The sequence below is a fragment of the Streptomyces sp. NPDC058052 genome, from assembly GCF_042885515.1.
Lineage (GTDB): Bacteria > Actinomycetota > Actinomycetes > Streptomycetales > Streptomycetaceae > Streptomyces.
In genome coordinates, this window is sequence record NZ_JBHVRX010000012.1 from 41,383 (window position 1) to 60,220 (window position 18,838).

At 74.6% G+C, this 18,838-nt stretch carries 13 protein-coding genes; all 13 read left to right on the forward strand.

The features are described from left to right. The first annotated feature begins 228 nt into the window (after positions 1–228). Positions 229–1,314, forward strand: a complete 1,086-nt coding sequence (locus ACFVU3_RS18545) for a mechanosensitive ion channel family protein (RefSeq protein WP_390067349.1) — start codon at positions 229–231, stop codon at positions 1,312–1,314. 215 nt (positions 1,315–1,529) lie between these two features. Continuing rightward, entirely contained in the window at positions 1,530–2,735 is a 1,206-nt protein-coding gene (locus ACFVU3_RS18550; protein ID WP_390067350.1) for an ROK family protein, read from the forward strand. A 102-nt stretch (positions 2,736–2,837) separates the two neighbouring features. After that, on the forward strand, positions 2,838–4,184 hold the full coding sequence (locus tag ACFVU3_RS18555; RefSeq protein WP_390067351.1) for an ABC transporter substrate-binding protein: 1,347 nt from the start codon (positions 2,838–2,840) through the stop codon (positions 4,182–4,184). Between the two features lie 16 nt (positions 4,185–4,200). Further along, positions 4,201–5,199, forward strand: a complete 999-nt coding sequence (locus ACFVU3_RS18560; protein WP_390067353.1) for a carbohydrate ABC transporter permease — start codon at positions 4,201–4,203, stop codon at positions 5,197–5,199. A 3-nt stretch (positions 5,200–5,202) separates the two neighbouring features. Beyond that, entirely contained in the window at positions 5,203–6,117 is a 915-nt protein-coding gene (locus ACFVU3_RS18565; RefSeq protein ID WP_390067355.1) for a carbohydrate ABC transporter permease, read from the forward strand. 7 nt (positions 6,118–6,124) lie between these two features. Continuing rightward, a complete protein-coding gene (locus ACFVU3_RS18570) occupies positions 6,125–7,390 on the forward strand; it encodes a 6-phospho-beta-glucosidase (RefSeq protein WP_390067356.1) in 1,266 nt (421 codons plus the stop codon). Continuing rightward, complete coding sequence (locus ACFVU3_RS18575; protein ID WP_390067357.1) at positions 7,381–8,361, forward strand: N-acetylglucosamine kinase; 981 nt, start codon at positions 7,381–7,383, stop codon at positions 8,359–8,361. Before ACFVU3_RS18570 ends, ACFVU3_RS18575 begins: the two co-directional genes overlap by 10 nt. 320 nt (positions 8,362–8,681) lie before the next feature. Next, positions 8,682–10,124, forward strand: coding sequence for a hypothetical protein (locus ACFVU3_RS18580; protein ID WP_390067359.1), 1,443 nt, complete (start codon positions 8,682–8,684; stop codon positions 10,122–10,124). An 11-nt stretch (positions 10,125–10,135) separates the two neighbouring features. Beyond that, complete coding sequence (locus ACFVU3_RS18585) at positions 10,136–11,158, forward strand: glutamate ABC transporter substrate-binding protein (protein ID WP_390067360.1); 1,023 nt, start codon at positions 10,136–10,138, stop codon at positions 11,156–11,158. A gap of 87 nt (positions 11,159–11,245) precedes the next feature. Then, positions 11,246–12,523: a hypothetical protein gene (locus tag ACFVU3_RS18590; RefSeq protein WP_390067362.1), complete on the forward strand. Its 1,278-nt coding sequence runs from the start codon at positions 11,246–11,248 to the stop codon at positions 12,521–12,523. Then, positions 12,520–15,084, forward strand: a complete 2,565-nt coding sequence (locus ACFVU3_RS18595) for a tetratricopeptide repeat protein (RefSeq protein WP_390067364.1) — start codon at positions 12,520–12,522, stop codon at positions 15,082–15,084. The genes ACFVU3_RS18590 and ACFVU3_RS18595 overlap by 4 nt, the downstream gene beginning before the upstream one ends. Positions 15,085–15,086: 2 nt before the next feature. Further along, positions 15,087–16,487 carry a PP2C family protein-serine/threonine phosphatase gene (locus ACFVU3_RS18600; protein WP_390067366.1) on the forward strand — a complete coding sequence of 467 codons (1,401 nt, stop codon included), beginning with the start codon at positions 15,087–15,089 and terminating at the stop codon, positions 16,485–16,487. A gap of 56 nt (positions 16,488–16,543) precedes the next feature. Continuing rightward, complete coding sequence (locus tag ACFVU3_RS18605; RefSeq protein ID WP_390067368.1) at positions 16,544–17,869, forward strand: VWA domain-containing protein; 1,326 nt, start codon at positions 16,544–16,546, stop codon at positions 17,867–17,869. The last annotated feature ends 969 nt before the right edge of the window (positions 17,870–18,838 follow it).

Below are 18,838 nucleotides of genomic sequence, written 5' to 3' on the forward strand. Positions count from 1 at the left end.
TGGCGCCGGCGGCGCGTGGCTCGCGCCGGGACGAACTGCTCTCAGTCTCTCCTCATGCCTGGTCGGAACGCCACCACGTTCCTGCGATCGCGGGGGGCGGGCCGGACGTGTTCTCGACCACATCGGCATGTCTCCCGGGTATGTGCCCGGGTGAGGTCGGTCTCTCCCTCGAACAGGGCAACGGTTCGGTGTCCGATGCCCCGTTAGGGTGGATGGCCTGCGTACGCGATGCCTGGAGGTTGTCCCGTGTCCTGGTCCGTCCTGGCGGCCGCCACCGATCCCGAGCCCATCCCGGTGACTCTGGACGAGGCGGCGGAGAAGGCCACCAACGCGGCGAGCTGGGTGGAGGAGAACTGGTCCACCTGGCTGAACACCGGTCTGCGCATCCTGCTGATCGTGGTGGTCGCCCTGTTGCTGCGGTGGGCCGTCCGCCGCGCCCTGACGAAGCTGATCGAGCGGATGAACCGCTCCGCCCAGGCGGTGGAGGGGACGGCGCTCGGCGGCCTGCTGGTCAACGCGGAGCGGAGACGCCAGCGGTCCGAGGCGATCGGCTCGGTGCTGCGCTCGGTGGCGTCCTTCCTGATCCTGGGCACGGCCGGCCTGATGGTGCTCGGCGCCTTCGACATCGATCTGGCGCCGCTGCTCGCCTCGGCCGGTGTGGCCGGTGTGGCGATCGGCTTCGGCGCGCGGAACCTGGTGACGGACTTCCTCTCCGGCGTCTTCATGATCCTGGAGGACCAGTACGGCGTCGGCGACTCGGTCGACGCGGGCGTGGCCTCCGGCGAGGTCGTCGAGGTGGGACTGCGGGTGACCAAGCTGCGCGGTGTCGACGGCGAGATCTGGTACGTGCGCAACGGCGAGATCAAGCGGATAGGGAACCTCAGCCAGGGCTGGGCGACGGCCGCCGTGGACGTCACGGTCCGGCCGACGGAGGACCTGGACCGGGTGCAGTCGGTGATCGCGGCGGCGGGCGAGGCCATGGCCAAGGACGAGCCGTGGAACGAGCGGCTGTGGGGCCCGGTGGAGGTGCTCGGCCTGACCGAGGTGCTGCTGGACTCGATGACGGTCCGGGTCTCGGCGAAGACGATGCCGGGCAAGAAGCTGGGCGTGGAGCGCGAGCTGCGCTGGCGGATCAAGCGGGGTCTGGACGAGGCCGGCATCCGGATCGTCGGCGGGCTGCCCGCGCAGGCGGAGGAGGCGGCGCCCGCGGACCCGACGGCGGGCATGGCGGCGCCCTCGGTCTTCTCCAACGCGACCTCGCCGCAGTCGGCGGCGGCCACCCCGCTGCCGAGGACGGACCTCAGCAAGCCCTGACCCGGGTTCGTCCCGGGGGCACCACGACACCCCCGCCGGTAACGCTTCGGTTGCCGTCGGGGGTGTCGTGCGTGTGCGGGTATTGACGCCCCGCCGACGCCCGTCCTACCGTCCTCCCACCGGATAGGAAACTTTCCTAACAGTGTGGTGGAGGAAGCGGCGGCCGCCAGGCCCCACAATGGGCCTCCGGCGTCGAAGGGCAGGTGCGAACCGTCATGGCAGGTACCCAGGGAACCCCTGGAACCCCGCGCGTGCTGCGGGCCATGAACGACCGCGCGGCGCTCGACCTCCTCCTGGAGCACGGCACCCTCTCGCGGACCCGGATCGGCAAGCTCACCGGCCTCTCCAAGCCGACCGCCTCGCAGCTCCTCGCCCGACTCGAAGCCGCCGGCCTGGTCCGCGCCACCGGCACCACCGAGGGCCGCCCGGGACCCAGCGCCCAGCTGTACGCGCTCGTACCCGGCGCCGGGTACGCCGCCGGGCTCGACGTCAACCAGCACCGCATCCGCGCCGCCGTCGCCGACATCACCGGCACCGTCGTCGGCGAGCACGAACTCCGCACCGGGGGACGCCCCGGCGACGGCGTGGTCCGCCAGGTCACCGACGCCCTCGACGGGGCCGTCAAGGCCGCCGGGCTCACCCGCTCCGACGTCCGCCGCCTGGTGATCGGCACCCCCGGCGCCTTCGACCCGGCCACCGGACGGCTCCGGTACGCCTCCCACCTGCCGGGCTGGCACTCCCCCACCCTCCTGGAGGAGCTGGCCGCGGTCCTGCCCATGCCCTTCGAGTACGAGAACGACGTCAACCTGGTGGCCATCGCCGAGCGGGCCGTAGGCGCCGCCCGCGGCCACGAGGACTTCGTCCTGCTGTGGAACGAGGAGGGCCTCGGCGCCGCCCTCGTCCTCGGCGGCCGGCTGCACCGCGGCTTCACCGGCGGCGCCGGCGAGGTCGGCTTCCTGCCGGTCCCCGGCACCCCGCTGGTCCGCCAGGTCACCAAGGCCAACTCCGGCGGCTTCCAGGAGCTCGCCGGCGTCCAGTCGGTGCCCCGGATCGCCCGGGAGGCCGGCATCGACACCCCCGACCACCCCTATGTGCCGGTGGCGTCCGGGCTGCTCGCCCGCGCCGCCGGGGCACCCGACGGCCCGTACGCGGAGCTGCTCGACCGGTACGCCGAGCGGGTCGCCACCGGTCTCGCCTCGCTCGTCGCCGTCCTCGACCCCGAACTGGTCGTGCTGTCCGGAGACGTCCTCGTCGCCGGCGGCGAACCGCTGCGGGCCCGCGTCCAGGCCGAGCTGGCCGACCTCGCGGCCTCCCGGCCACGGCTCGTCCTCACCGCCGTCCCCCATGAACCCGTGCTGCGCGGGGCGCTGGAGAGCGCCCTCGCCATCACCCGCGACGAGGTCTTCGACACCTCGCGCTGACCCGTCCGCGCCCGCCCCGACCCCTCGTACGACCGTCCCGGCCGCCCCCGCGCGCCGGGGCCTGCTCCGCCACGCCCTTCCACCCTCCAGGGAGACACCGTCATGCCCGTACGCACCCGCAGAGCAGCCGCCGCGTTCGCCGCCACCGCCTCGCTCGCCCTCTTCGCCACCGCGTGTACCGGCTCCGCCGGGAACACGGCGGGCGACGACCCGAAGGCCGAGACCACCCTCACCTTCTGGCACGGCTGGTCGGCCCCGTCCGAGGTCAAGGCGATCGAGGAGAACGTCGCCCGCTTCACCGCGGCCCACCCGAACATCAAGGTGAAGGTCGTCGGCAACATCAACGACGACAAGCTCGGCCAGGCGCTCCGCGCGGGCGGCTCCAACGGCCCCGACGTGGTCGCCTCCTTCACCACGGCCAACGTCGGCAAGTTCTGCCACACGGGCGCGCTCGCCGACCTGAAGCCCTTCATCGAGAAGGACGGGCTGGACCTGGACAAGATCTTCCCGAAGGTCCTCCAGGACTACACGCAGTTCGAGGGGAAGCGCTGCACGCTGCCGCTGCTCTCCGACGCGTACGGGCTCTACTACAACAAGGACGCCTTCAAGGCCGCCGGCCTCGACCCGGAGGCTCCGCCGAAGACCTGGTCCGAGTTCACCGAGGTCGCCAAGAAGCTGACGAAGGCCAAGGGCGACTCGTACGAGCGGCTCGGCTTCATGCCGACCTACCTCGGCTACGAGACGGTCGTCTCGCACTACATGTCGCAGTGGAGCCACGGCGGGTACTTCGGCCAGGACGGCAGGTCGACCGTGGGCACGGACCCCGGCTTCGCCGAGATGATGACGTACCAGAAGTCGCTCGTGGACGCGCTCGGCGGCTTCCAGAAGCTCGACAAGTACCGCACCACCTTCGGTGACGAGTGGGGCGCCAAGCACCCCTTCCAGACCGGCCAGGTCGCCATGCAGCTGGACGGCGAGTGGCGCCTGAACTTCGTCCAGCAGGCGAAGGTCCCCTTCGAGGTCGGCGTCGCGCCGCTGCCGGTCGCCGACGACGAGGTCGCCGAGTACGGCAAGGGCTACCTCTCCGGCACGATCATGGGCATCGCGCCGCAGAGCAAGAAGCAGAACGCGGCCTGGGAGCTGGTCAAGTACATGACCACGGACACCGAGGCCGTGGTGGGCTTCGCCAACTCCATCGGGAACGTCCCCTCCACCCTGGAGGCGCTGAAGTCCCCGGACCTGAAGTTCGACCCGCGCTTCAAGACCTTCCTGGACATCGCCCAGCACCCGAAGTCCACCACCTCGGACGGCGCGGTGAACGGCTCCGCCTACCAGGACACCCTCCAGAAGTTCGCCCAGCAGTACGAGAAGGGCCAGGTCAGCGATCTGAAGAAGGGGCTGGCCGACACCGCCGCCCAGATCGACCGCGACATCGCCGCGGCGAAGTGACGGCCGGATCCCACCCATGAGCACGGACACCCTGCCCGCGACGGAGGCGGCCGCCCCGGCCGCCTCCGCCCGCGGGGGACGGAACACGCTGCGGGCCAAGCGCCGGCGCAACGCGCTGCGGACCCTGGCCTTCATGTCGCCGTGGCTGATCGGCTTCGGCGTCTTCTTCGCCTACCCGCTCGTCTCGACCGTCTACTTCTCGCTGATGAAGTACGACGGGCTCAACCCGCCGGAGTGGCGCGGCCTCGGGAACTGGGAGTACGTCTTCACGTCCTTCCCGCAGTTCTGGCCCGCCCTGCGGAACACCCTCTGGCTCTGCGTCGTCATGGTGAGCTGCCGGGTCCTCTTCGGCCTCGGCATCGGCATGCTGATCACGAAGATCAAGACGGGTGCCGGGATCTTCCGGACCCTGTTCTACCTGCCCTTCCTGGCCCCGCCGGTCGCGGCGACGCTCGCCTTCGTCTTCCTGCTCAACCCCGGCACCGGGCCGGTCAACGCCCTGCTCGAAGCGGCCGGACTGTCCGCCCCCGCGTGGTTCACCGACCCCGCCTGGGCCAAGCCCGCCCTCACCCTGCTCGCGGTCTGGGGCATCGGCGACCTCATGGTCATCTTCATGGCCGCCCTGCTCGACGTCCCCAAGGAGCAGTACGAGGCCGCCGAACTCGACGGCGCCGGACCCTGGCAGCGCTTCCGCCACATCACCCTGCCGAACATCTCGCCGATCATCCTCTTCGCGGTGGTCACCGGGATCATCGGCGCGATGCAGTACTACACGCAGCCGATCGTGGCCTCCAAGGTCGCCTCGGGCGTGATGGGCGGCTCCGGCGTCACCTTCGTCCCCGGCTACCCGGACGACTCGACGCTCACCCTGCCGCAGCTCGTCTACAGCCTCGGCTTCAGCCAGTTCAACTACGGCGCGGCCTGTGTGGTGGCGCTCGTGCTCTTCGCCTTCTCCATGGCCTTCACCGCGCTGCTCATGCGCCGGCGCGGCGGCCTGATCGGCTCGGGTGACTGAACGATGACCACGACCCTGCCCCCCGCCCCGGCCGGTGCCGGCACCGGCACCGGCACCGGCACCGGCGCGAGCCCCGCGGCGAAGCGGGCCCGCCGCAAGGCGCTGCTGCACTGGATCGCCGTGCACTCCCTCGGGATCGCCGCGGCCCTCTTCTTCGTCCTGCCCTTCGTCTTCGTCCTCCTCACCTCGCTGATGAGCGACCAGCAGGCGCTCACCCGCGACCTCACCCCGAACTCCTGGCACTTCGAGAACTACACCAAGGTCTTCGAGACGGAGGGCTTCCTCACCTGGTGGAAGAACTCGCTGCTCTACGCGGGACTCGGCACCGTCCTCGTCGTGGTGTCCTCGATACCCGTCGCCTACGCGCTCGCCAAGTTCCGCTTCCGCGGCCGCCACCTGTCGATGCTGCTCGTCATCGCGATGATGATGCTGCCGCCGCAGGTCGTGATCATCCCCATGTACCTGTTCTGGGCCAAGCAGATGGACCTGTCCGGGTCGCTCTGGCCGCTGATCATCCCCCTGGCCTTCGGCGACGCCTTCGCGATCTTCCTGCTGCGCCAGTTCCTCCTCACCATCCCCGACGAGTACGTCGAGGCGGCCCGGATCGACGGCTGCGGCGAGGTGCGCACGCTGCTGCGGATCGTGCTGCCGATGGCGAAGCCCGGCATCGCCGCCGTCGCCCTCTTCCAGTTCTTCTACTGCTGGAACGACTACTTCGGGCCGCAGATCTACGCCTCCGAGAACCCGGCCGCCTGGACGCTCAGTTACGGCCTGGAGTCCTTCAAGGGCGCGCACCACACCGACTGGAACCTGACCATGGCCGCGACCGTACTGGTCATGGCCCCCGTGATCCTCGTGTTCTTCTTCGCGCAGAAGGCGTTCGTCGAGGGAGTCACCCTGACCGGAGTGAAGGGCTGAGACACACATGAAGCTCGCTGTCGTGGGGGGCGGATCGACCTACACCCCCGAACTGATCGACGGATTCGCGCGGTTGCGCGACACCCTGCCCATCACCGAGCTCGTCCTCGTCGACCCCGCCGCCGACCGGCTCGACCTCGTCGGCGGCCTGGCCCGGCGGATCTTCGCCAAGCTGGGCCACGACGGGCGGATCGTCACCACCACCGACCTCGACGCCGGCGTCGAGGGCGCCGACGCCGTCCTCCTCCAGCTCCGCGTCGGCGGCCAGGCCGCCCGGAACCAGGACGAGACCTGGCCGCTGGAGTGCGGCTGCGTCGGCCAGGAGACCACCGGCGCCGGCGGCCTCGCCAAGGCGCTGCGCACGGTCCCCGTCGTCCTCGACATCGCGGAGCGGGTCCGGCGCGCCAACCCGGACGCCTGGATCATCGACTTCACCAACCCCGTCGGCATCGTCACCCGCGCCCTGCTGAGGGCCGGGCACAAGGCCGTCGGCCTGTGCAACGTCGCCATCGGCTTCCAGCGCAAGTTCGCCCGGCTCCTCGACGTGGCCCCGTCCGAGGTCCACCTCGACCACGTCGGCCTCAACCACCTCACCTGGGAGACGGGCGTCCGGCTCGGCGGCCCGGACGGCGAGGACGTGCTGCCGCGGCTGCTCGCCGAGCACGGCGACACGGTCGCCGCCGACCTGCGCCTGCCGCGCCCGGTGGTGGACCGGCTCGGCGTCGTCCCCTCGTACTACCTGCGCTACTACTACGCGCACGACGAGGTGGTGGAGGAGCTGCGCACCAAGCCGTCGCGGGCCGCCGAGGTCGCCGCGATGGAGAAGGAGCTCCTGGAGATGTACGGGGACCCGGCGCTCGACGAGAAGCCGGCGCTGCTCGGGAAGCGCGGCGGCGCCTTCTACTCGGAGGCGGCCGTGGACCTCGCGGCCTCGCTGCTGGGCGGCTCTGGGTCGCCCCACCAGGTGGTGAACACCCTCAACCGCGGCACGCTGCCCTTCCTGCCGGACGACGCCGTCATCGAGACGCAGGCGGCGGTCGGCCCCGGCGGCGCGGTGCCGCTGCCGGTCGCGCCGGTGGACCCGCTGTACGCCGGTCTGATCGCGAACGTCACGGCCTACGAGGACCTGGCGCTCGACGCGGCCCTGCGCGGCGGCCGGGAGCGGGTCTTCAAGGCGCTGCTCGCCCACCCGCTGGTCGGGCAGTACGCGTACGCCGAGCGGCTCACCGACCGGCTGATCGCCCACAACCGGGAGCACTTCGCGTGGGCGTGAACCTGGAGGGGGTGCTCCTCGCGGTCGACGCGGGGAACAGCAAGACCGACGCGGCGGTCCTCGCGCCGGACGGCACGGTGCTGGGCGCCGCCCGCGGCGGAGGGTTCCAGCCGCCGGTGGTGGGGGTGGCGGAGGCCGTCGACGGGCTGGCGGAGATCGTGGGGCGGGCGGCTGCGGACGCGGGCGTCCCCCTCGCCTTCGCCCACGTCACCGCCTGCCTGGCCAACGCCGACCTGCCGGTCGAGGAGGCCGCGCTGGAGCAGGAGCTCCTCGAACGGGGGTGGAGCGGTTCGGTACGGGTCCACAACGACACCTTCGCGATCCTGCGGGCCGGGCTCGACGAGCCGCGCGGGGTGGCGGTGGTCTGCGGCGCCGGCGTGAACTGCGTGGGCATGACCCCGGACGGGCGGACCGCCCGCTTCCCGGCGATCGGGAAGATCTCCGGGGACTGGGGCGGGGGCGGCGGCCTCTCCGAGGAGGCGCTGTGGTTCGCGGCCCGCGCCGAGGACGGCCGGGGCGAGCCGACCGAGCTGGCCCGGGCGCTGCCCGCCCACTTCGGCCGGAAGACCATGTACGCGCTGATCGAGGCGCTGCACCTGGGCCTCGTCCCGCACGCGCGGCGGCACGAGCTGACGCCGGTGCTGTTCCGGGTGGCGGCGGAGGGCGACCCGGTGGCGCTGTCCCTGGTGCACCGGATGGCCGAGGAGGTCGTGGCGCTGTCGACGGTGGCGCTGCGGCGGCTCGGGCTGCTCGACGAGGAGGCGCCGGTGGTGCTCGGCGGCAGCGTGCTGGCCGCCCGGCACCCGCAGCTGGAGGACCGGCTGCGCGCGCTCCTCGCGGAGCGGGCCCCGAAGGCGGTCGTCCGTTTCGTCACGGCGCCGCCGGTGCTGGGCGCGGGGCTGCTGGCCCTGGACGAGTCGGGGGCGGGGCCGGAGGCGGCGGCGCGGCTGCGGGGGCATTACGCGGGCTGACGTCCCGTCCGTCCGCGCCGCGGTGGGGCGCCTTCCTTCCCGGGAGGCGCCCCACCGGCACGTTCACCTGTTCGAGCGACGTCCGGGGCGGAACCGGCCGGGACCGGCCGGCGTATACAGAGGGAAGGGTGTTCGAGGAGAGTTCGAGGAGAGTTCGGGGAGCGTCCGGGAAGACGGCGAGAGGGGGCTCGCCCGCGGAAGTCCCGTAGGAGTGGGGCACGATAGGCACAAGATCGTGTCATTCCCGGTGTGCGGGCGGGCCGCCTGCGGCCATACTGCTCGCCGGGGTCGATCGACGTCGAGACCGAGGGGGAGGTCACGTGACACACCCGCCGAGCGCGCCCGCCGCGGCGCAGGACCCGGCATCCGCGCCCGCGCGGCCGACGGTGCCGGGGCAGGTCTCGCGCGCCGCCGCCGTCGGGGCCGCTCCGCCTCCCGCGCGGGGGGCGTGGGCGACCGGGCGCGAGGTGCTGCGGGAGGCCGCGACGACCGAGCCGGGCCGGCTGCGGATCATCGGGGCCGTCCTGGCGCTGCTCGTCCTGGCACTGGGTACGGTCGCCGGGCTGGAGGCCGCCGACCGGGCGGGCTCCGCCGAGGACGTCGTCGGGCGCAGCCAGCCGCTGAGCGCCGACGCCGCCGCGATCTACCGCTCCCTGGCCGACGCCGACTCGACGGCCGCGGCCGGTTTCCTCGCCGGGATACTCGAACCGGCGGAGTCCCGCGCCCGCTACGACCGGGACATCGCGACCGCGTCCCGGCTCCTGGTGAAGGCGGCGGCGAACACGGACGGTTCGGGCGAGTCGGCCCGCGAGATCACCACCCTCAACGAACTGCTGCCCCGCTACACCGGGCTGATCGAGCGCGCCCGGGCCGCCAACCGGCAGGGCCTCCCGCTCGGCGGCGCCTATCTGCGGTACGCCAACCAGGAGATGACGACCCGGCTGCTGCCCGCCGCCGAGCGGCTGTACGCGGCGGAGACCGACCGGCTGCACCAGGACGACGACGACGCCCGCGCCTGGCCGTACCTGGCGCTCGGCGCCGGGGTGCTCGCCCTCGGCGTCCTGGTGTGGACGCAGCGGCGCGAGTACCGGCGGACCAACCGGGTGTTCAGCCGGGGGCTGCTCGCCGCCAGTGCCGCCTCCGTGCTGGTGCTGCTGTGGCTGGCCGGGGCGCACACCGTGGCCCGGGCCGGCCTGGGCTCCGCGCAGTCCGAGGGCCAGCAGTCGCTCCAGCTGCTCAACGAGGCGCGGATCAGCTCCCTCAAGGCCCGTGCCAACGAGAACCTGACCCAGGTCGCCCGGGGCGCGGTGCTCACCGAGGACGGGAAGAGCGACAAGTACGAGGCGGAGTACGCGACCGGCATGGCCGCGCTCACCGACGCGCTCGCCCGGGCGACGCGGCTCGCCGACGACGAGGCGGGGCAGGCGCCGCTCCGGGAGGCGGCCGCCGGGGCCGGCGAGTGGCAGAAGCGGCACGCGGCCGCGCGGGACCTCGGTGAGGGGGGCGAGTACCAGCGCGCCCTCGACCTGATCATCGGGCCGAAGGGCGAGGCCGAGCCGAAGGAGTCGGCGGGCTGGTGCTTCGACCAGGTCGACGCGGCCCTGGAGCGCGCCCTCGCGCACGAGCAGGCCGAGTTCACCCGCTCCGCGGGCGGGGCGGTGGACGCGCTGACCGGGCTTCCGCTGGGCGCGGCGGCGCTCGGCGCGCTGGGCGCCCTCGGCGCGGTGCTCGGCATCAACCGAAGACTGTCGGAGTACCGGTGAGAGGGGGCGGAATGGCACACGACGGCGAGCCCGCCGCGCGGCGGGCGGCCCGGCGGCTGCGGGGCTGGGGCGGAGTGGCCGCGATGGGCGCGGCCTGCGCGCTGACCGCCTCCCTCACGCTGCTGCCGCTGACGCGGGACGCGGGAGGCCCCGCCGGCCCCTCCGGGCCGGGCCCGGGCGTGGGCACCGGCGTCCAGGTCAAGGCCGACACCTGCGAGGACCCGCAGGCGTCGCTGCGGCCCTCGGCCGTGGACGGGCCCGCGGTCGCCGCGATCAAGAAGCGCGGCAAGCTGATCGTCGGCGTCGACCAGTCCAGCTACCGCTGGGGCTTCCGGAATCCGGAGACCGGCACCCTGGAGGGCTTCGACATCACCCTGGCCCGGGCGATCGCCCGCGACCTGCTGGGCGACGAGGAGGCGATCGTGCTGCGCGCCGTGCCCACGAACCAGCGGATCGCGGCGCTCGACAGCGGCCAGGTGGACCTCGTCGTCCGCACGATGACGATCAACTGCAAGCGGATCAAGCAGGTGGCGTTCTCCACCGCCTACTTCCGGGCCGGGCAGCAGGTGCTGGCCCCGAAGGACTCCCCGGTCACCGGGTACGACGAGACGCTGAAGGACCGCAGGGTCTGCACCGCCGAGGGCTCCACGGCCTACGAGGCGCTCCAGGAGAAGTCCTTCGGCGCGGTCTTCGAGGACGAGGGCGACGGCACCCCCGCCGACCGGAACCTGCTGACCGTCCCCAACCAGCTGGACTGCCTGGCCCGGCTCCAGATGGGCGAGGTCGACGCGGTCGTCACCGACAACGCGCTCGCGGCCGGGCAGGCCGCGCAGGACCCGGCGGTGGAGCTGAAGGGCGAGCCGTTCACCGAGGAGTACTACGGGGTGGCGGCCAGGCTCGGCAACGACGACCTGGTGCGCCGCGTCAACAAGGTCCTGGAGGAGTACCGGAAGGGCCCCTGGCAGGACGCGTACCGGACCTGGCTGGAGGCGGGACTCGGCAAGGCCGAGCCGCCCCTCCCGCTGTACCGGTAGCGGGCCCCGCCCGCCGTACGAGGAGCGGCACGAGCAGCGCCGAGCGACGAGCAGCCCCGCACCGGGGCCGAGGAGATGAGGAGAGCGATGGGCGTCACGGGACCCCCTGGGCCGGTGATGGACCGGGACGAGGTGGACCGTGCGCTGGCGCGCCTCGGCGCGGAGCACAAGGCGGTCGAGGACTCGCTCCTCGCCCTCCAGGACCACGCCGGGCGGCGGCTCCTCGAAGGGGCCGGTCTGACCGGCACCACCCGGGAGCGCTGGGCGTCGACCGAGCGGATCATCACCGCGCTCTGGAGCTGCTTCGACGCGTACACGGCGGCGCTGCGGGAGGCCCGGGAGGTCCGCTCGCGGCACAAGTGGCCGAACCGGGAGGAGCTGGCGGAGCTGACCGAGCGGCTGCGCGGCGACTCGGTGCACGTGCCGGGCGGCGCGGGCGAACGGGCGCTGCTGGCCGAGCGGTTCACCCTCGACGGGCTCGTGCGGCGGATGAACGAGCTGTACGCCGTCTCGCTCGACGTGGTGGTCACGGCGGACGCGGTCTGGTCGGCGCTGCCCGCGCGGATAGACCTGCTCGCCGCCGAGCTGGGCCGGACCCGTTCGCTGGCGCACTCCGTCGGGGTGCGGCCCGGGGAGCATCCGGCCGGTGACGAGCTGGACTCCATCACCGCCGAGCTGACCGAGCTGCGGTCCCGGGTGGTGACCGACCCGCTGGCGTTCTGGCGTCCGGCGGAGGGCAGTTCGGCGCCGGGCGGCGGCCGGCCGGACACCACGCGGTACGACCGGGCGGCGCTCGCCCTGGAGGACGTGCGGCGGGAGATCGAGGCGGTCCTCGCGGTGCGGCAGGACTCCGAGGAGCGGCTGCTGCGGCTGCGGGACGTGCTGTCCCGGGCGGACCGCACGCTCGCGGAGGCCCGGGTGGCGCGCGGCGAGGTGCTCGCGAAGATCGCGGCCTCCGAGGTGCCGGCCGTGAGCGGCCCGCCGACGGCGCTCCAGGAGCGGCTCCAGGCCGCCGCCGAGCACCGCCGGCACGCCCGGTGGCACCGGCTGTCGCCGCTGCTCGACGCGCTGGAGCGGGAGGCGGAGGAGGAGCTGCTGCGGGCCCGTGACTCGCTGACGGCGGTGACGGCGCCGCTCGCGGTGCGGGCGGAGCTGCGCGGCCGGCTGGACGCGTACCGGGCGAAGGCGACCCGGCTCGGCGGGGCGGAGGACCCGTTCCTGACCGAGCGGTACGACACGGCGCGCCGGATGCTGTGGAGCGCGCCCTGCGACCTGCGGGCGGCGGAGCAGGCCGTACTGCGCTACCAGCGGGCGGTGGCGGATCTGCTGTCCGGTCCGTCGGACACGGGAGGACGACAGTGGTGAGCGGTCAGAGAGCGCCGGGGAGCTGCCAGCGGCCCACGTGCGAGGGCGCCTACGAGGACGTGGGCGGCGGCGAGCTGTACTGCGACACGTGCGGCCTCGCGCCGGTGGTGGCGCCGAGCGGGCACCTCCAGGCCAATCCGACCGGGGTCGCGGTGCCGGGGAAGCACGGCGGCGACCGGGGGTCCGGGACGGGCGCGGGTTTCGGCACGCCGTCCGAGGCGGCGGCCTGGGGCCCCGACTCGGCGTCGGCGCGCACTGGTTCGCGTGCCTCCTCGCGGGCCTCGTCGCGTTCGGCGTCCTCGCGCCGCTCGGTGTCCGGGCGGCTGTCGCGGGCACTGTCCGGGCGGGCCACGGGCCGGTCGGTGTCGGTGCGCAGCTCCGGTTCGTCCGCCGCGCAGTCGGCCCGGAAGCGGCTGGGCGCGGGGCTCGTCGCGATCCCCGAGGTGCCGCGGCCCGATCCGCGCGCGGCGGTGATGGCGGACCCCGAGGTGCCGGAGCGGAAGCGCTTCTGCTCGCGCTCCGACTGCGGTGCGCCGGTGGGCCGTTCGCGCGGCGACCGGCCGGGCCGCACCGAGGGCTTCTGCACCTCGTGCGGGCACCCGTACTCCTTCGTTCCGAAGCTGCGGGCCGGGGACGTGGTGCACGGCCAGTACGAGGTGGCGGGATGTCTCGCCCACGGCGGCCTCGGCTGGATCTACCTCGCCGTCGACCGGGCGGTGTCGGACCGGTGGGTGGTCCTCAAGGGCCTGCTCGACACCGGCGACCAGGACGCCATGGCGGCGGCGATATCGGAGCGCCGCTTCCTCGCCGAGATCGAGCACTCCAACATCGTCCGGATCTACAACTTCGTCGAGCACCTCGACCCGCGCACCGGCTCCCTCGACGGCTACATCGTCATGGAGTACGTGGGCGGCAAGTCGCTCAAGGAGATCGCCAACGACCGGCGGACCCCGGAGGGCCGGCGCGACCCGCTCCCCGTCGAGCAGGCGTGCGCGTACGGCATCGAGGCGCTGGAGGCCCTGGGCCACCTGCACAGCCGCAACCTGCTGTACTGCGACTTCAAGGTGGACAACGCCCTCCAGTCCGAGGACCAGCTGAAGCTCATCGACATGGGCGCGGTCCGGCGGATGGACGACGACGAGTCGGCGATCTACGGCACGGTCGGCTACCAGGCGCCCGAGGTGGCGGAGGTCGGCCCGTCGGTCGCCAGCGACCTGTACACGGTGGCCCGCACCCTCGCCGTCCTCACCTTCGACTTCCAGGGCTACACCAACGTCTTCGCGGACTCGCTGCCGGAGCCGCAGCACATCGAGGTCTTCCAGCGGTACGAATCGTTCTACCGGTTCCTGGTGCGGGCCACCGACCCGGACCCGGCGCGCCGCTTCGCCTCCGCCGAGGAGATGGCGGAGCAGCTGACCGGGGTGCTGCGGGAGGTCGTCGCCCTCCAGTCGGGGCGGCCCCGGCCGGCGCTCTCCACGCTCTTCGGCGCGGAGGTGCGGGTCACCGACACCGTGCTCTTCGCCGAGCGGACCGACGACGTGTCCGTGCTGGGCGCGCGCCGCACCGGCCGGAGCCGGCGCTCCGCCCCGCCGGCCGCGGCGGGCGTCCCCGCCGGGCAGGGGCTCGCCTCGGTGCTCGCCCCGCCGGACGTGGCGGCCACCGCGCTCGCGCTGCCGGTGCCGCGGGTGGACCCGGCGGACGCCAACGCCGGTTTCCTCGCCGGTCTGCTGGCCGCCGCCCCCGCCGAGCTCCTCGGGGCGCTGCGGGCCGCGCCCGCCGACACCCCCGAGCTGCGGCTGCGCGCCCTGCGGGCCCAGCTCGACCTGCGGGACCTGGTCTCGGCCGGGCAGACCCTCGGCGCCCTGGAGCAGTGGGACGCGGACGACTGGCGGGTGGTGTGGCACCGGGGCGTGGCCTCGCTGGTGGGCGGCGACCTGACGCACGCGGCGCTCGCCTTCGACGCGGTCTACGACGCCTTCCCCGGCGAGCCCGCGCCCAAGCTGGCGCTGGGCGTCTGCGCGGAGGTGCTGGGCCAGCTCGACAACGCGGCCGAGTACTACCACCTGGTGTGGACGACCGACCCCGGTTTCGTCAGCGCCGCCTTCGGGCTCGCCCGGGTGCGGCTCGCCGCCGGGGACCGGGCGGGGGCGGTCGCCGCGCTCGAATCCGTACCGGAGTCGTCCATCCACTACACGGCGGCCCGGGTCGCGGCCGTCCGCGCCCGGCTGCGGCGGCGCCCGCCGCACGAGCCGCTGGGCGCCGACCTGACCGCGGCCGCCGCGCAGGTCTCGGCGCTGGGCGGCTTCGGCCTCGACCCGGTGCGCCGGGAGCGGTTGGCGACGGAGGTGCTCGGTACGGCCCTGGACTGGGTACTCTCCGGGAGTCCCGGTGCCGCGCCGGGCGGCGGGGAGCCGCTGCTCGGAAGCGCTCTGGACGAGAGCGGGCTCCGCTTCGGCCTGGAGCGCGCCTACCGGGTGCTGGCCCGGCTCGCCCAGCGGGGCGAGGAGAGGATCGAACTGGTGGAGCGGGCCAACCGCTACCGCCCCAGGACGTGGGTGTGAGGATGTCCCAGAAGCCCCAGCCGCCGTCGCACGGTCTCGCCGCCTGCCCGAACCCGGAGTGCGCCGAGCCCGTGGACGCCAGGGACCGCTACTGCGGGGCCTGCGGATACGACCTGTCGGCCACCGTGGAGCTGCCCGCCGGGCAGGACCGGCCGACGATGCCGATCGCCGCGCCCGTCTGGCCCGAGGCGCCGCCCCGGGACCCGGGCTCGCTCTCGACGGCGACCCAGCACCCCGGCGAGCTGCCGGGCACCGACTCGGGCGGCCGGGACCTGCCGACGGTGCCGGTGGCCGTGCCCCCGGCCGCGCCCGGGGCCGCGCCCGTGCGGACGGACGGACCGGTGCCGCCGCGCGGGGAGACCGTGCGGGGCGGCGGCGACTTCGAGCTGGCCGCGCCCGATCCGCGGGCCGCCGTGCGGGCGGAGCCCGTGGCCGGGACCGGCGCCGAGCCCGGTGCCGGGGCCGAGGGGGACGTGCCCGAGGGGATCTGTGTGGCCTGCCGGGCCGGGCGGGTCGACGGGGACGGCTACTGCGAGAACTGCGGGCACGCCCAGCCCCGCGAGCGCGACCACATGGAACGGGAGCTCGGCACGGTCGCCGCGGTCAGCGACCGCGGCCTGCGCCACCACCGCAACGAGGACGCGTTCGCGATCACCGAGACCACGCTGCCCGACGGCCGGCCGGCCACCGTCGCGATCGTCTGCGACGGCGTCTCCTCCGCCCACCGCCCCGACGAGGCGTCCGCCGCCGCGGCCCGGGCCGCGGGCCGGGTGATCGGCGAGGCGCTGCCCCGCGGCACCCACCCGCAGCAGGCCATGCACGAGGCGATCGTCGCCGCCGCCGAGGCCGTCACCGCCCTGGCCCGGACGGGCGGCCCGGGCGGCGAGGGCACCGAGGCGCCGCCCGGCGGCAACTCCCCCGCCTGCACCATCGTCGGCTCCGTCGTCACCGACGGGCTGCTCGTCGTCGGCTGGGTCGGCGACAGCCGCGCCTACTGGGTGCCGGACGACCGCTCCGCGCCCGCCGCCCGGCTCACCGAGGACGACTCGTGGGCCGCCCAGATGGTCAAGGCGGGCCTGATGAACGAGGAGCAGGCGTACGCGGACGAGCGCGCCCACGCCATCACCGGCTGGCTCGGCGCCGACGCGTACGAACTGGAACCGCACACCGCCGCGTTCAAGCCGGACCGGCCCGGTGTCGTGGTGGTCTGCACGGACGGGCTGTGGAACTACGCGGAGGCCGCCGAGGCCATGGCCCGGGCCGTTCCCGCCGGCGCGGCGGAACGGCCGCTGCACGCGGCGCGGGTCCTCGTCGGCCACGCCCTCGACGGCGGCGGACACGACAACATCACGGTCGCCCTGACGCCGTTCGCCCCGCCGCCCGCGGGGGCAGGCTCTTCCTGACACCCCGTCACCCGTCACCGCTCGCGTCCGCACCACCCCCGAGGAGCCGAAACCAGATGGCGAACTTCGCCAAGCCGTCCGTGCCGCAGTTCTCGGTGGACGTCTACCAGAACGAGTACCTGCCGGCCGGCGGGCGGGACGTCGACGCCGTCGTCACCGTCACGGCGACCGGCGGCGGCACCAGCGGGGCGAGGGGCGTCACGGCCGGCGGACCGGCCGGCGTGGTGATCATGGTCGACTGCTCGGGCTCGATGGACTACCCGCCGACCAAGATGGCGGGCGCCCGGGACGCCACCGCCGCCGCGATCGACACCCTCCGCGACGGCACCTCCTTCGCCGTCGTCGCCGGCAACCACGTCGCCACCCCGGTCTATCCGGACCACGGCCGGCTGGCCGTCGCCGGCGCCCGGACCCGCGCCGAGGCCAAGGAGTCCCTGGCGCGGCTCTCCGCCGACGGCGGCACCGCGATCGGCACCTGGCTGCGGCTCGCCGACACCCTCCTCGGCGACGAGGACCTCGCCATCCGGCACGCCGTGCTGCTCACCGACGGGCGCAACGAGCACGAGTCCCCCGAGGCGCTGCGGGCCGCGCTCGACGCCTGCGCGGGCCGCTTCACCTGCGACGCGCGGGGCGTCGGCACCGACTGGGAGGTCAAGGAGGTCACCGGCATCGCCTCGGCGCTGCTCGGCTCCGCCGACATCGTCGCCGATCCGGCCGGGCTCACCGCCGACTTCACGGCGATGATGGAGAACGTCATGGGCAAGGGCGTCGCCGACGTGGCGCTGCGGCTCTGGACGCCGGTCGGCGCGGAGATCGTCTTCGTCAAGCAGGTCGCCCCGTCCGTCACGGACCTGACCGGCCGGCGCGCCGACACCGGGCCGCGCGCCGGGGAGTACCCGACCGGCTCGTGGGGCGACGAGTCCCGCGACTACCACGTGCGCGTGCGGGTGCCGGCGAACGCGGTCGGGCAGGAGATGCTCGCCGCCCGGGTCTCCCTGATCGTCCCCGACCCGGCCGGCGGCGACGCCCGGCCGGTGTCCCAAGGGCTGGTACGGGCGGTGTGGACGCACGACGTGGCGATGACCACGGCGATCAATCCGCAGGTCGCCCACTACACGGGCCAGGCGGAGCTCGCGGACGCCATCCAGGAGGGGCTGGACGCCCGCAAATCGGGCGATCGGGACGGAGCGACCGCGAAACTGGGCCGCGCGGTGCAGCTCGCGGCGGTCTCCGGCAACGCCGATACCGCGAAACTCCTTTCGAAGGTGGTGGACGTGGTCGACGCGGCGGCGGGTACTGTGCGGTTGAAGGCGAAGGTCGCGGAGGCGGACGAGATGACACTCGAGACCCGTTCCACCAAGACCGTTCGCGTCAAGAGGTAGCCCGGCCCACCGGGCCGGACGACGAGAGGGGGAAGCACCGACATGCCGACCTGCCCGAACGGACACCAGTCGGTCTCCGACGACTGGTGCGAGGTCTGCGGCCATCGCATGGCCGGGGCGGGTGCGCCTGCGGGTGCCGTACCGCCGCCTCCCCCGCCGCCGCCCCCGGGCCCTCCGGGCCCGCCGCCCGCCTACGGCTACCCCCATCCGAACCCCCCGGCCGGCCCGGGCGCACCCGGCACCCCGGGAGCCCCGGCCGGCCCCGCCGCTCCTGGCACCCCGCCCCCTCCGGGCTTCTTCGGCTCCCCGCCCAACCCCGGCGGCCCGGGCGGTCCCGGCGGCCCGGGTACCCCGAGCGGCCCCGGCGGTCCCGGCTTCCCCGGCGGCCCGGCGGGCTCCCGCGGTCCCGACGGCCCCGGCACGCCCGGCGGCCCGGGCGCCCCTGGCGGCCCCGGCTTCCCCGGCGGTCCGGCTGCTCCCGGCGGTCCTGGCGGTCCTGGCTTCCCCGGCGGTCCGGCGGGCTCCGGCGGACCCGGCTTCCCCGGCGGACCTGGTGCCCCGGTGGGCGCCGGCAGGCCCGGCTCGCCCGACGGCCCGGGCTTCCCCGACGGCCCCGGCGCGCCCGGCGGCCCCGGTTCTCCGGCCGACGCCGGTCGTCCCGGCTTCCCCGGCGGACCCGGTGCCCCTGGCGGCCCCGGCGGCCCCGGCTTCCCGCCCCCGCCCGGTGCTCCGGGCGGCCAGGGCGGTCCTGGCTTCCCCGGCGGACCCGGCGCGCCCGGCGGTGCCGGCGGCCCCGGCTTCCCGCCCCCGCCCGGCGGCCCCGGTGGTCCCGGCTTCCCCGACGGCCCCGGTGCGCCCGGCGGTCCCGGCGGGCCTGGCTTCCCCGGTGCCCCCGGCGGTCCCGGCGCGCCCGGCGGTGCCGGCGGTCCCGGCTTCCCGGGTGCTCCCGGCAGTCCGGCGGGCCCCGGC

Excerpts from the sequence above, each read along its gene's own strand:
- ACFVU3_RS18555 (WP_390067351.1), top strand. The coding sequence starts at position 2,838 with ATGCCCGTACGCACCCGCAGAGCAGCCGCCGCGTTCGCCGCCACCGCC.
- ACFVU3_RS18570 (WP_390067356.1), top strand. The coding sequence starts at position 6,125 with ATGAAGCTCGCTGTCGTGGGGGGCGGATCGACCTACACCCCCGAACTG.
- ACFVU3_RS18560 (WP_390067353.1), top strand. The coding sequence starts at position 4,201 with ATGAGCACGGACACCCTGCCCGCGACGGAGGCGGCCGCCCCGGCCGCC.
- ACFVU3_RS18565 (WP_390067355.1), top strand. The coding sequence starts at position 5,203 with ATGACCACGACCCTGCCCCCCGCCCCGGCCGGTGCCGGCACCGGCACC.
- ACFVU3_RS18585 (WP_390067360.1), top strand. The coding sequence starts at position 10,136 with ATGGCACACGACGGCGAGCCCGCCGCGCGGCGGGCGGCCCGGCGGCTG.
- ACFVU3_RS18550 (WP_390067350.1), top strand. The coding sequence starts at position 1,530 with ATGGCAGGTACCCAGGGAACCCCTGGAACCCCGCGCGTGCTGCGGGCC.
- ACFVU3_RS18605 (WP_390067368.1), top strand. The coding sequence starts at position 16,544 with ATGGCGAACTTCGCCAAGCCGTCCGTGCCGCAGTTCTCGGTGGACGTC.
- ACFVU3_RS18590 (WP_390067362.1), top strand. The coding sequence starts at position 11,246 with ATGGGCGTCACGGGACCCCCTGGGCCGGTGATGGACCGGGACGAGGTG.
- ACFVU3_RS18600 (WP_390067366.1), top strand. The coding sequence starts at position 15,087 with ATGTCCCAGAAGCCCCAGCCGCCGTCGCACGGTCTCGCCGCCTGCCCG.
- ACFVU3_RS18545 (WP_390067349.1), top strand. The coding sequence starts at position 229 with ATGCCTGGAGGTTGTCCCGTGTCCTGGTCCGTCCTGGCGGCCGCCACC.